Raw genomic sequence first — 12,640 nt, 5'->3', positions numbered from 1 at the left:
GTTATGAAGATCTGTATGGATTTTGTAGCGCGGCGTCCGAAGGGCGGGGCGCCTACGCGGTCAGGTCGCGCGCGGTGGCTTGCGCTTGTTCCATCAGCCAGCGCGTGACGACGTCGGCGTCCGGCGTGGCGCGGCGCGTATTGCGCACCAGCCAGTAGGCGTGCTCGGTGGCGCTGGCGGCCTGGCCACCGACGGCCTCCAGGCGCTGGTCCGCCAGCATCGGCGCGATCAGCGCCAGCCGTCCCAGCGCGATGCCGTGGCCCGCCAGCGCGGCATGCACGATCTGATCATATTGGTTGAAGCGCAGCATGCCCCGGGCGGGCACGCGGCCCAGCCCGCGCGCGTTCAGCCATTCCGACCATTGCAGCCAGGGACGCGTCGGGTCGTCGAATTCCAGCAGCACGTGGCGCTGCAGTTCCTCGGCATCCAGCAGGCGGGCCTTGAGCGAGGGGTGGGCTACCGGCACCACCGCCTCGCCGAACAGCCAGGCCGCGCTGTCCGGCACGCCATCGCGCAGGCTGTAGCGGATGGCGATGTCCACGCTTTCGCGGTCGATGTCGATCAGCCGGTTGTCGGCCGCCACGCGCACGTCGATATGCGGATGGGCCGCCTGGAAGTCCCCCAGCCGCGGCAGCAGCCACAGCGAGGCCACTCCTATGGTGGTGGTGACGGTGACGGGCGTGCGGCGTTCGGGCGCGCGCAGTTGTTCGGTCAGGTCGCCCAATTGGCTGAGCCAGACGTCGGCCATGCGGAACAGTTGCGCGCCTTCGGAGGTGAACGACACGCTGCGGAATCCTCGCACCAGCAGCGGCACGCCCAGATGGGCTTCCAGCGCCCGGATCTGGCGGCTCACGGCCGATTGCGTCACATGCAGGTCCTGCGCGGCCAGCGTGATGCTCATGCGGCGGCCCACGGCCACGAAGCCTCGGACCAGATCAAGCGGCGGGAGTTTAGCCAGTGGGTATGGCATTCGTAAAACTCATGCGTATCGGACGGAAATGTCGCTTGAGCAATAGTACCTCCAGGGCGTCCAATAAGACTCAGACGACGGATAAGGAGCGCAGAGCCCCGCAATCCGCCGCGATCGCCGCCGCCGCGGCCCAGGGGTACGCCATGATCCAGGTATGTTGCACTGCGGGAATGTCATTCCATCTGGCCGGCGGCTCGACTATGCTGCTCAAACACGCTTTGGGCGTCCGCATCGTGTGTCACGCCGGCACCTTGTGGCTGTCCGAATACCAGCGCTTCGATGACAGCGTGCTTCAAGCCGGTGATTCCATCACCGTCGGTAGCGATCGCGATGTCGTTCTCAGCGGCCTGCCGGATGCGCAGGTCGCGCTAATTTCTCAGTAGTCCCGGAGCCCTAGTCATGACCGCGCCCCTGCCCGACACGCCCCGCATCGAGATGTGGTTCGATTTCGCCAGCCCGTACAGCTATCTGGCGATAGAGCGCATCGACGCCCTGGCGCAAGAGGCCGCGGTCCGGGTCGACCTGCGGCCCTTCCTGCTGGGTCCGATCTTCCAGGCACAGGGCTGGAACGACACGCCGTTCCGGCTGTTCCCGGGCAAGGGCGCCTACATGATGCGCGACATCGCCCGCCTGGCCGAAAAGTACGGCCTGGTCTACAACCGTCCGCGCCTGTTTCCGCGCATGAGCGTGCTGCCCGCGCGCATTGCGCTGCTGGGCCAGGACGAGCCCTGGGGCCGCGATTTCTGCGTGGCGGTGTTCCGCGCCAACTTCCAGCGCGACCTGGACATCCAGTCCGAGGACGTGGTGCACGGACTGCTGACGGACCTGGGCCTGGACGCCGATGTCCTGATCGCCCGCGGCAAGTCCGAAGCCGCCAAGGAAGCGCTGCGCGGCCAGGTCGACCAGGCGCGCAACCTGGGCCTGTTCGGCGCGCCGACCTTTTTTGTGGACGGCGAAATGTTCTGGGGCAACGACCGCCTCGAAGATGCGCTGGAATGGACCCGCCGCGCGGCGCCCGCCAGCGCCTGGACCTCGTCCGTCGCGCGCCCCTGAGCCGCCGCCCGCGCAAGTTTTTTCCTCACACCACTTTCAGCAATGAAAAACGCCAGCAGTGCCTATCGCGGCGCGCCCATGCCGGGCGGCCGTTCGTTCACGCAATTCCGCGCCGCGCGCATCCGGCGCGTGTCGTTCCAGTGGAAACAGGTTGTCGATGCCGGCACGCCGGACAAGGGCAGTCCGCATAGAGGCTCGCGGAGCCGCTAGGGCCCCGCGCGCAATCTGCTCAGGGGGGCGCAGGCTAGCCTCTGCTGACGGGCGCCACCCGCGCCCATTCTTCGTCCGAGTACAGCCGCGAACGCAGCAGGAAGCGCTTGCCTTCCGCGCTGTCCAGCGAGAAGGCGCCGCCCCGGCCGGGTACCGCGTCGATGATGAGCTGGGTGTGCTCCCAATAGGCGAACTGGTCCTCGCCCATATAGAACGGGCAGCCCTCCAATTCGCCCAGCAGCACGTCCGAACCGCCCACCATGAATTCGCCCTGGGCGTAGCACATGGGCGAGCTGCCGTCGCAGCAGCCGCCGGATTGGTGGAACATCAGCGGGCCATGCTTGGCGCGCAGGGTTTCGATCAGGCTGCGCGCCTCGTCGGTGGCGACCACGCGCGGCGTTTGCTCTGCCATGTCAGGCTCCTTTGAGGCGCGCCGGGCCTCGCGGCCCGGCGCCGGAACACAACCGGGTCAGAAGAAACCCAGCTTCTTCGGCGAGTAGCTCACCAGCAGGTTCTTGGTCTGCTGATAGTGGTTGAGCATCATCTTGTGGTTCTCGCGCCCGATGCCGGATTGCTTGTAGCCGCCGAATGCCGCATGCGCCGGATAGGCGTGATAGCAGTTGGTCCATACGCGGCCCGCCTTGATCGCGCGTCCCATGCGGTAGCAGGTGTTGGCGTCGCGCGACCACACGCCCGCGCCCAGGCCGTAGAGCGTGTCGTTGGCCAGGGCCAGCGCGTCGTCGGCGTCCTTGAAGGTCGTCACGGCCACCACCGGCCCGAAGATTTCCTCCTGGAACACGCGCATCTTGTTGTGGCCCTTGAACACCGTGGGCTGCACGTAATAGCCGCCTTCCAGCGCGCCCTGCATCTGTGCGCGCGAGCCGCCGGCCAGCACGTCGGCGCCTTCCTGCTTGCCGATGTCCAGGTACGACAGGATCTTCTCCAGCTGTTCGGTGGAAGCCTGCGCGCCCAGCATGGTGTCGGCGTCCAGCGGATTGCCTTGCTTGATCTCGGCGACGCGCTTCAGGGCGCGCTCCATGAACTTGTCGTACAGGGATTCCTGGATCAGCGCGCGGCTGGGGCAGGTGCAGACCTCGCCCTGGTTCAGCGCGAACATGACGAAGCCTTCGACCGCCTTGTCGAGGAAATCATCGTCCTGCGCGGCGACGTCGGCAAAGAAGATGTTGGGCGACTTGCCGCCCAGCTCCAGCGTCACCGGAATGATGTTCTGCGAGGCGTACTGCATGATGAGGCGGCCGGTGGTGGTCTCGCCGGTGAAGGCGATCTTGGCGATGCGCTTGTTCGAGGCCAGCGGCTTGCCGGCTTCCAGGCCGAAGCCCGTGACCACGTTGACCACGCCCGGGGGCAGGATGTCGCCGATCAGTTCCATCAGCAGCAGGATGCCCAGCGGCGTCTGCTCGGCGGGCTTGAGCACCACGCAATTGCCCGCGGCCAAGGCTGGCGCCAGCTTCCACGCCGCCATCAGGATGGGGAAGTTCCAGGGAATGATCTGGCCGACCACGCCCAGCGGTTCATTGAAGTGGTAGGCCACCGTGTCGCTGTCGATCTCGGACAGGCCGCCTTCCTGGCTGCGGATGCAAGAGGCGAAATAGCGGAAGTGGTCGATCGCCAGCGGAATGTCGGCGGCGCGCGCTTCGCGGATGGGTTTGCCGTTGTCCCAGGTTTCGGCCGTGGCCAGGCGCTCCAGGTTCGCCTCCATCACATCGGCGATCTGCATCAGCATGCGGGCGCGCTGCGCCGCCGGGGTTGCACCCCATTTGGGTGCGGCGCGGTGCGCGGCGTCCAGCGCCAGTTCGATGTCGCGCTCCTTCGAACGCGCGTTGCGCGTCAGCACCTGGCCCGTGACCGGCGTGACATTGTCGAAGTATTCGCCGTCGGCGGGCTTCTGCCATTTGCCGTCGATGAAGTTGTCGTACTGGGTCTTCAGGTCCAGGCGCGTGCCGTAGGAGTCGGGGGTGATGCGGGTCGCGATGTCCATGCTTGTCTCCGGTATTGTGGGATAGCGGCAGTCGGCTGCCTGTCCTGTATCAAGCAAGGAGCGTGCCAGCCGGGGCATCCCTGCTGGACAGCCCGCGGCTTGCATGCGAAAGTAGGTTTCCGAACGGGCAATAGGCAGCAGAGCCCCTCGAGGGCCGGCCCGCCGCCGGGCCGTCCCAAGGCGGGCCAGCCCCCTTGGGGGGCAGCAAGCCCGCGCTGCGGGTGCGGCGTGGGGGCCTTCCCTGTCGCTTTTTGCGACATCGTCGCGGAACAGGTGTCGCAGAACGCCTGTCCCAGGAGACATGCATGGCCACTCATTCCCGTCAGCACGCGTTGACGCAAGCGCGCCTGCTGTTCAACCAGCAAGGCGCGGTGCCCGGCGGCATGGTCGCCGAGCCCATCCTGCGATCGTGGCGGCGCTGCGCCGACCTGGGTTTCGACATGCGCGGCGTGCGCCGCGCCGAGCTCATGACCCAGGGCGAGCTGCGCGAGGCCCAGCAGCGCAACGAGGCGCTGCGCCGGCTGTCCGAACCCGCCATGTCCATGCTGCGCCGCGAGGCCGGCGGCAGCGGCGGCCTGGTGATCCTGTCCGACGCGCAAGGCCTGGTGCTGGACTCCGACGGCGACACCGGCTTCGCCCAGCGCGCGTCGCGCGTGGCGCTGATGCCCGGCGCGCCGTGGGACGAAGCGGCCGCAGGCACCAACGCCATCGGCACCGCGCTGGTGGAAGGCCGGCCCATCGCCGTGCATGGCGCGGAACACTATTTCGAACCCAACCGCATCCTGACCTGCGCCGCCGTCCCCATTACCGACAGCGAAGGCCGCACGCTGGGCGTGCTGGACCTGTCGAGTCCGGCGCGCGACCTGCGGCCCGACGTGCTGGAGCTGGTGCGCGCCGCCGTGGACCTGATCGAGCACCGTTTGTTTGAACAAGCCTACGAGCAGCATGCCGTGCTGCGGCTGCACGTGGACCATTCCGGACTGGGCGCGCCGGGCGAAGGCCTGCTCGCCTTTCAGGGCGACCTGCTGATCGGCGCCAACCGCCGCGCCTTGCAGGCGCTGGGCCTGGCGCCCACCGCCCTGGGCGTGTACCGCTATACCGACGTGTTCGATGGCGACATGGAGCGCTGCCCCGACGCGGCCGGCAGGGTACAGGCGCGCTCCGGCGCCGTGTACCACGCGCGCCTGCGCTGGCCGCGCTCGCGCGCGCCGCAGGCGCCGGCACAGCCGCTGCTGCCGCCCGCCACGGGCCCGCGCACCGCGGCGCCGAATTTCGATGCCGCGACCCTGGGCGCGCTGGCGCGCGCCGTGCACCTGTCGGACGCGGACGTATCCATCCTGCTGCAGGGCGAAACCGGCGTGGGCAAGGAAGTGTTCGCGCGCCAGCTGCATGCGCGCAGCAAGCGGGCGTCCGGGCCGTTCGTGGCGGTGAACTGCGCGGCGCTGCCTGAAAGCCTGATCGAATCCGAACTATTCGGCTACGAAGACGGCGCCTTCACCGGCGCACGCCGCCAGGGCAGCAAGGGGCTGCTGCGCCAGGCGCATGGCGGCGTGCTGTTCCTGGACGAGATCGGCGACATGCCGCTGATGCTGCAATCGCGCCTCTTGCGCGTGTTGCAGACGCGTGAAGTCTCGCCGCTGGGCGCGGCGCGGCCGGTGTCGGTGGATTTCGCGCTGGTGTGCGCGACCCACCGGCCGCTGGCCCACGAAGGGCCCGATGCGCCGGTGCGCCCGGACCTGTACTTCCGCATCGCCGAATACACCGTCACGCTGGAGCCGCTGCGCGCGCGCGCCGACCGCCTGGAATTGCTGCGCGGCCTGTGGGCGGCGCAGGGCGCGGGGCCAGTCCTGCCGCCCGATATCGAAGCCATCCTGGGCGCCTATGCCTGGCCTGGCAACTACCGGCAACTGGTAGCCGTGCTGCGCACGCTGCATGTGCTGGCGGGGCCTGCCGGCGTGGTTGACGTCGACATGTTGCCTGCCGACATCCGCAGCGCGGCGCTGGTTCAGCCAACCGCCTGCGGCGATGATCCTGCCAGCCTGCAAGCCATGACCGACGCCGCAATCCGCGATGCTTTGGCCGCGCATGGCGGCAACGTCAGCCGCGCGGCCCGCGCACTGGGCATGCACCGCAGCACGCTGTATCGGCGCGCTGCGGCGCTGGCCACGCCGCGCGCAAGATAGCTTTTTTGGCCTAGCCCACCAGGCGCGCAAGTTCCGCGCCCGGATCCTTGGCGCGCATGAAGGCTTCGCCTACCAGGAAGGCATCGACCTTGTGCTGGCGCATCAGCTGCACGTCTTCCGGCTTGAGGATGCCGCTTTCGGTCACGACGCGCTTGCCCGCGGGGATCCGGGGCAGCAGGTCCAGGGTGTTCGACAGGCTGGTCTCGAAGGTGCGCAGGTTGCGGTTGTTGATGCCGAGCAGCGGCGTTTTCAGGGTCAGCGCGACGTCCAGTTCCTTGGCGTCGTGCACTTCCACCAGCACGTCCATGCCCAGTTCCATCGCCAGTGTTTCATAGTCGCGCAATTGCGCGGGGCTGAGCGCGGCCACGATCAACAGCACGCAGTCCGCGCCCATGGCGCGCGCGGCGATGATCTGGTACGGGTCGACCACGAAGTCCTTGCGCAGAACCGGCAACGAGCAAGCCGCGCGCGCCTGGCGCAGGTGGTCGTGGGAACCCTGGAAGAACTGCACGTCGGTCAGCACCGACAGGCAGGCCGCGCCGTGCACCGCATAGGTGGAGGCGATTTCCGGGGGATTGAAGGGGTCGCGCAACACGCCCTTGGAGGGCGAGGCTTTCTTGATTTCAGCGATGACGCCGGCCTTGCCTTGCGAGATCTTGTCTTCGATGGCTTGGGCAAAGCCACGCACGTCCTGCCGCGCCTGCGCTTCGCGCAGGACTTCGGCTTCGCTGCGCATCTGGCGAGCGGCGGCGACTTCCTCGGCCTTGACGGCGAGGATCTTCGCGAGAATATCGTTCATTTCAGGAATTTCCGGGTATATGCGCAGAATTCTTCCAGCTTGGCTCGCGCCGCGCCGGTGGAGATCAATTCGAATGCTAGTGCTAAGGCTTCGGGAATGGAATCGGCTTTATTGCCAGCATAGATGGCGAGTCCCGCATTGAGCGCGACGATGTCGCGGGCGGTGCCCTCGACATTTTCGAGCGCCTCTATGACAAGCTCGCGCGATTGTTCGCGATTGGACACCTTGATGCTCCGGTTGGACATCATGGATAGCCCGTAGTCCTCGGGATGGATCTCATATTCGAGGATTTTTCCGTCCTTGAGTTCCCCGACCAGGGTGGCGCCGCCCAGCGAGGCCTCGTCCATGCCGTCCTTGCCGTGCACCACCAGCACGTGGCGCGAACCCAGGCGTTCCAGCACGCGCACCTGGATGCCGACCAGATCGGGATGGAACACCCCCATCAGCTGGTTGGCGGCGCCGGCCGGATTGGTCAGCGGGCCGAGAATGTTGAAGATCGTCCGCACGCCCAGCTCCTTGCGCACGGCGGCCACGTTCTTCATGGCGCCATGGTGGGCCGGCGCGAACATGAAGCCGATGCCGGTCGCCTGGATGCATTCGGCTACCTGTTCGGGGGTCAGCACCAGGTTGGCGCCCAGCGCTTCCAGCACGTCGGCGCTGCCGCTGGAGGACGAGGCGCTGCGGTTGCCGTGCTTGGCTATCGGCACGCCGGCGGCGGCCGCCACGAACATTGCGGTGGTGGAAATGTTGAAGGTATGGCTGCCGTCGCCGCCGGTGCCGCACATGTCCAGCAGGTCGGCGGGGTTGGGCGTGACCACGGGCGTGGCGAACTCGCGCATGACCTGCGCGGCCGCGGTGATCTCGCCTATGGTCTCTTTCTTCACGCGCAGGCCCATCAGCAGGGCGCTTGCGATCTGCGGCGACATTTCGCCGCGCATCAGCATGCGCATGAGATGCAGCATTTCGTCGTGGAAAATTTCGCGGTGTTCAATGCAGCGCGTCAGCGCTTCGGCGGGGGAAATCGTCACGATGCGTCCTTCTTAAGCGAGGTTCAGGAAATTGCGGAGCAGGGCATGGCCGTGCTCGCTGAGCACCGACTCGGGATGGAACTGTACCCCGTATAGCGGCAAGGTCTTGTGGCGCACGCCCATGATGTCGCCGTCCGGCGCGGTCGCGGTCACGGCCAGGCAGTCGGGCAGGGTGGCGGGATCGATAGTCAGCGAGTTGTAACGGATCACCGTGTAAGGCGTGGGCAGGCCGGTGAAGATGTCGGTGCCGGTGTGCGAGATCTGCACCGTCTTGCCATGCATGATTTGCTGCGCGCGCACGATGTCGCCGCCGTAGGCCGCGCCGATGGCCTGGTGGCCCAGGCACACGCCCAGGATGGGCTTCTTGCCGGCGAAGGCCTGGATCACGGGCACCGAGATGCCCGCCTCGGCGGGGGAGCAGGGGCCGGGCGATACGCAGATGCGGTCCGGATTCATGGCGGTGATCTCTTCCAGCGTGATCTGGTCGTTGCGCGCCACGCGCACGTCCTCGCCCAGTTCACCGAAGTACTGAACCAGGTTGTAGGTGAAAGAGTCGTAGTTATCGATCATCAACAGCATTTAATTCTCCTGTAGGGCCGTCCGGCGGCCCGGATGTATCCGGTGGGGCTCGCGGGGCCTCAGATGGGCTCGTCCAGGCCGTGCTGCACCTGCTCCGCCGCGCGCAGCACGGCGCGGGCCTTGGCTTCGGTTTCGGCCCATTCGGCTTCGGGGTTGGAGTCGGCCACGATGCCGGCGGCGGCCTGCACATACAGCGTGCCATCCTTGATGACGCCGGTGCGGATGGCGATGGCCACGTCCATTTCGCCGCCGTAGCTCAGGTAGCCGGCCGCGCCGCCGTAGATGCCGCGGCGCACGGGCTCGAGTTCGTCGATGATCTTCATGGCCTCGACCTTGGGCGCGCCGGTCAGGGTGCCGGCGGGGAAGGAGGCGCGCAGCACGTCCATGCTGCTCATGCCGGGGTTCAGGGTGCCGGTGACGTTGGATACCAGATGCATTACGTGCGAATAGCGTTCGATCACCATGGTGTCGCTGACCTTGACCGAGCCCACCTGGGCCACGCGGCCCACGTCGTTGCGTGCCAGGTCGATCAGCATCACGTGTTCGGCCACTTCCTTGGGGTCGGCCTTCAGTTCGGCGGCCAGGGCGGCGTCTTCCTCGGGTGTGCCGCCGCGCTTGCGGGTGCCAGCCAGGGGACGGATGGTGATCTGCGACTTGGGTTCGCCGTCTTCCACCACGCGCTCCTGGCGCACCAGGATCTCCGGCGACGCGCCGACCACCTGGAAGTCGCCGAAGTTCCAGAAGTACATGTAGGGGGAGGGATTGAGCGACCGCAGGGCGCGGTAGAGGGAGAGGGGGGAGTCGCGGAAGGGCTTGGCGATGACCTGGCCGATCTGCACTTGCATCAGGTCGCCGGCGGCGATGTGTTCCTTGGCGCGGTGCACGGCCGCCAGATAGTCTTCCTTCTTGAAGTCGCGCCGCTCTTCGGTCTGCATGCTGGCGTGGCTGTAGGGAATTTCCACGGGGCGTCGCAGGCGGGTGCGCAGGTCGTGCAGGCGCTGCTGGGCGCGGCTGTAGGATTCGGGTTGGGAAGGATCCGCGTAGACCATCAGGTAGATGCGGCCGGCCAGGTTGTCGACGATGACCAGTTCGTCCACGTGCATCAGCATCAGGTCGGGCGTGCCGCCTTCCATGCCGGCGGGAAACGGCTTGACCGCGGGGCCCAGGCAGGGTTCGATGTGGCGCACCGTGTCGTAGCCGAAATAGCCGGCCAGACCGCCGCAGAAGCGCGGCATGCCCGGGCGCAGGGCGACCTTGAAGCGGCTCTGGTACTGCTCGATGAAGGCCAGCGGATCGCCGTCGTGGGTCTCGGCGACCTTGCCGTCATGCAGCACTTCGGTGCGGGTGCCGCTGGCGCGGATCACCGTGCGGGCCGGCAGGCCGATGAAGGAATAGCGGCCGAAGCGCTCGCCGCCCACCACCGATTCCATCAGGCAGGTCATGCGCCCGCCCTGGGGGCCGGCATGTGCCAGCTTCAGGTAGATGCCCAGCGGGGTGTCCAGGTCGGCATAGGTTTCGGCGACCAGCGGGATGCGGTTGTAGCCTTGTGCGGCGAGGGCCTTGAATTCGATTTCGGTCATGTCGGGTCTCGTGAGCGATTTATCTGCTATCGGACCAGGCGCACAACAAAAAAGCCCGGTCCAGGTTACTGGTTCCGGGCTTGGCTCTGTGTTTTACACAGCTACGGCACTAGGCGGCATACGCGTCCAGGGCCGGGAGGGATCATCGCCACCCGGAAGACAAACGCCACCAGCGCCACGAGGCGCCGAGCATTTGGTTCTGGATGGAAACGTTCATTGAGCTTTGTTCAGTATTGAATTCGCGGTGAGCCGCCGGGTATTCAGGAGCCTGTTTTTGCCGCGTTCCGGTTTTGATTCCAGAGCGCGACCCATTGGGCGGCGGCGACTAGCGTGTCAACTATACCATCGACATCCAGGTCGCGCACGTCGCGGCCTTCGTTGTAGCCATAAGGCACCACCAGCACCTGGGTGCCCGCGCTGCGGCCCGCCTGGGCGTCATTGACGGAATCGCCGATGGTCACGGCTTCCCCTGCGGTGACGCCGAGCAAGTCGCAGGCATGCAACACCTGGTCGGGATCCGGCTTGCGGCGCTCGCAGGTGTCGCCGCAGACCACGGCGTCGAAAAAGCCCGCCAAGCCCGTGCGCTGCAGCAGCGGCAGGGTGAATTCAGTGGGCTTGTTGGTCACCACCGCCAGTTTCAGGCCCTGCTCGCGCATGAGCTTCAGGCCTTCGATGACGCCGGGGTAGATCTGCGCTTTCTCACCGTTGGACAGGTGGTAGTGGCGATAGAAGGCGGCGCGGGCGACATCGAACTCGGCGGCAGTGGGGTCGGCGGCGTCCAGGCTGCCGGCCAGGCTGCGGCGCACCAGGTTGTCCACGCCCTTGCCCACGAAGGTGGCCACCACGTCTTCGCGCAGCGGCGACATGCCGAGTTCCACGCGCATGGCGTTGGCCGCGAAGGCCAGGTCGGGAATCGAATCCAGCAGGGTGCCGTCCAGGTCCAGCAGCGCGGCGCGAAAAGCGGTCATGTCGGTTCCCGAGGCTTAGATGGCGGTGGTTTCGCCGATGGCGATCTGTTCGCGCATGGACTTGATGATGCCGGCGTAGTCCGGCTTGCCGAAGATGGCGGAGCCGGCCACGAAGGTGTCGGCGCCGGCGCGGCGGATTTCGGCGATGTTGTCGATCTTCACGCCGCCGTCCACCTGCAGCACGATTTCCTGGCCGCCGGCCTGCATCCAGGCGTCGATCCGGGCGCGCGCCTCGCGCAGCTTGGTCAGCGCGCCGGGGATGAAGCTCTGGCCGCCAAAGCCCGGGTTCACCGACATGATCAGGATCAGGTCGATCTTGTCCATCACGTAGTCCAGGTAGGACAGCGGGGTGGCGGGGTTGAACACCAGGCCGGCCTTACAGCCGTTTTCGCGGATCAGCGATAGCGTGCGGTCCACGTGGCGGCTGGCGTCCGGATGGAAGCTGATGTAGTCGGCGCCGGCCTTGGCGAACATCGGCACCAGGTCGTCCACCGGTTCCACCATCAGATGCACGTCGATCGGCACCTGGACATGGGGGCGGATCGCCGCGCACACCATCGGGCCGATGGTCAGATTGGGGACATAGTGGTTGTCCATCACGTCCACGTGGATCCAGTCGGCGCCGGCGGCGACGACGTTGCGGACTTCCTCGCCCAGGCGGGCGAAGTCGGCCGACAGGATGCTGGGGGTGATGCGGGTGGAAGCCTGTTGGGTAGACATGATGTTCGGGATCGGGGAGGGCATAATGTGCCATTATTGCAGTTTGAGGCGCGGTACCGGGAATGGCCCGGCCCGGCGGGTCCGGGAACCGCGCTTTTTCCAGCGTCCGGCGCCGTACCACGGTGGCCTGCCAGCATCACACAGGGAAGGACTGTGAAACCTTACGACCTGAGCGTCTCTGTCTCTCCGCGCTTCGTGCCCGAACAGTCCGACCCTGCCGAACAGCAGTTCGTGTTCGCCTATACCGTCCGCATCACCAATACCGGCGAGCATCCCGCCCAGGTGATCAGCCGCCACTGGATCATCACCGACGGCAACCAGCGCGTGCAGGAAGTGCGCGGCCTGGGCATCGTCGGGCAGCAGCCCTTGCTGGCGCCCGGCGAAACCTTCGAATACACCAGCGGCTGTCCCCTGCCTACCCCGGTGGGTACGATGCGGGGCACCTATCACTGCGTCGGCGAGAACGGCATTCCGTTCGAAGTGCCGATCGCCGAATTCGTCCTGGCCATGCCGCGTACCCTGCATTGAATGGCCCGGCCACCCGTCGCACG

14 protein-coding genes are annotated in these 12,640 nt (G+C 66.8%); 5 read left to right on the top strand and 9 right to left on the bottom strand.

Annotated features, from left to right (window positions below; all coding sequences use genetic code 11):
* Positions 1–52 precede the first annotated feature (52 nt).
* Positions 53–970, bottom strand: coding sequence for a LysR substrate-binding domain-containing protein (locus IPU70_RS17745; protein ID WP_207469064.1), 918 nt, complete (start codon positions 968–970; stop codon positions 53–55).
* A gap of 35 nt (positions 971–1,005) precedes the next feature.
* Here IPU70_RS17745 and IPU70_RS32815 point away from each other — a divergent pair, with 35 nt between their 5' ends.
* Genes IPU70_RS32815 through IPU70_RS17730 form a run of 3 tightly spaced genes read left to right on the top strand, consistent with a single transcriptional unit; the run spans position 1,006 to position 2,233 of the window.
* Positions 1,006–1,353 carry a DUF2917 domain-containing protein gene (locus IPU70_RS32815; RefSeq protein ID WP_242702561.1) on the top strand — a complete coding sequence of 116 codons (348 nt, stop codon included), beginning with the start codon at positions 1,006–1,008 and terminating at the stop codon, positions 1,351–1,353.
* A gap of 16 nt (positions 1,354–1,369) precedes the next feature.
* The gene (locus IPU70_RS17735; protein ID WP_207469063.1) at positions 1,370–2,023 is read left to right on the top strand and encodes a 2-hydroxychromene-2-carboxylate isomerase; all 654 of its coding nucleotides are present in this window, start codon (positions 1,370–1,372) and stop codon (positions 2,021–2,023) included.
* A gap of 42 nt (positions 2,024–2,065) precedes the next feature.
* On the top strand, positions 2,066–2,233 hold the full coding sequence (locus IPU70_RS17730; protein ID WP_207469062.1) for a hypothetical protein: 168 nt from the start codon (positions 2,066–2,068) through the stop codon (positions 2,231–2,233).
* Positions 2,234–2,267: 34 nt separating this feature from the next.
* Here IPU70_RS17730 and IPU70_RS17725 read toward each other — a convergent pair whose 3' ends face one another.
* Positions 2,268–2,645, bottom strand: coding sequence for a DUF779 domain-containing protein (locus tag IPU70_RS17725; RefSeq protein ID WP_042795603.1), 378 nt, complete (start codon positions 2,643–2,645; stop codon positions 2,268–2,270).
* A gap of 57 nt (positions 2,646–2,702) precedes the next feature.
* Positions 2,703–4,232, bottom strand: a complete 1,530-nt coding sequence (gene adh / locus IPU70_RS17720) for an aldehyde dehydrogenase (protein WP_207469061.1) — start codon at positions 4,230–4,232, stop codon at positions 2,703–2,705.
* Positions 4,233–4,537: 305 nt separating this feature from the next.
* On the opposite strand from adh, the gene IPU70_RS17715 reads away from it, so the two are divergent.
* Complete coding sequence (locus IPU70_RS17715) at positions 4,538–6,415, top strand: sigma-54-dependent Fis family transcriptional regulator (protein ID WP_207469060.1); 1,878 nt, start codon at positions 4,538–4,540, stop codon at positions 6,413–6,415.
* A 10-nt stretch (positions 6,416–6,425) separates the two neighbouring features.
* Here the strand turns inward: IPU70_RS17715 and trpC are convergent, their stop codons facing one another.
* The 6 genes from trpC to rpe all read right to left on the bottom strand — a co-directional run bounded on the left by trpC (position 6,426) and on the right by rpe (position 12,113).
* Positions 6,426–7,214, bottom strand: coding sequence for an indole-3-glycerol phosphate synthase TrpC (gene trpC / locus IPU70_RS17710; protein WP_207469059.1), 789 nt, complete (start codon positions 7,212–7,214; stop codon positions 6,426–6,428).
* Positions 7,211–8,242 carry an anthranilate phosphoribosyltransferase gene (trpD, locus tag IPU70_RS17705; RefSeq protein ID WP_013391095.1) on the bottom strand — a complete coding sequence of 344 codons (1,032 nt, stop codon included), beginning with the start codon at positions 8,240–8,242 and terminating at the stop codon, positions 7,211–7,213. The genes trpC and trpD overlap by 4 nt, the downstream gene beginning before the upstream one ends.
* Before the next feature lie 12 nt (positions 8,243–8,254).
* Positions 8,255–8,821 (bottom strand): aminodeoxychorismate/anthranilate synthase component II, encoded by a 567-nt coding sequence (locus IPU70_RS17700; RefSeq protein WP_207469057.1) that lies wholly within the window; start codon positions 8,819–8,821, stop codon positions 8,255–8,257.
* Positions 8,822–8,880: 59 nt separating this feature from the next.
* A complete protein-coding gene (trpE, locus tag IPU70_RS17695; RefSeq protein ID WP_207469056.1) occupies positions 8,881–10,401 on the bottom strand; it encodes an anthranilate synthase component I in 1,521 nt (506 codons plus the stop codon).
* Positions 10,402–10,661: 260 nt separating this feature from the next.
* Positions 10,662–11,369, bottom strand: a complete 708-nt coding sequence (locus tag IPU70_RS17690; RefSeq protein ID WP_207469055.1) for a phosphoglycolate phosphatase — start codon at positions 11,367–11,369, stop codon at positions 10,662–10,664.
* Positions 11,370–11,384: 15 nt separating this feature from the next.
* Positions 11,385–12,113: a ribulose-phosphate 3-epimerase gene (rpe, locus tag IPU70_RS17685; protein WP_207469054.1), complete on the bottom strand. Its 729-nt coding sequence runs from the start codon at positions 12,111–12,113 to the stop codon at positions 11,385–11,387.
* 129 nt (positions 12,114–12,242) lie between these two features.
* On the opposite strand from rpe, the gene apaG reads away from it, so the two are divergent.
* Positions 12,243–12,617, top strand: a complete 375-nt coding sequence (gene apaG / locus IPU70_RS17680; RefSeq protein ID WP_207469053.1) for a Co2+/Mg2+ efflux protein ApaG — start codon at positions 12,243–12,245, stop codon at positions 12,615–12,617.
* Positions 12,618–12,640: the final 23 nt, after the last annotated feature.

The organism is Achromobacter sp. SD115 (genome assembly GCF_017355315.1).
Classification (GTDB): Bacteria; Pseudomonadota; Gammaproteobacteria; order Burkholderiales; family Burkholderiaceae_B; genus Achromobacter; species Achromobacter xylosoxidans_B.
The sequence above is the reverse complement of the archived record's forward strand: the minus strand, read 5'-3'. Positions and strand labels throughout refer to the sequence as shown.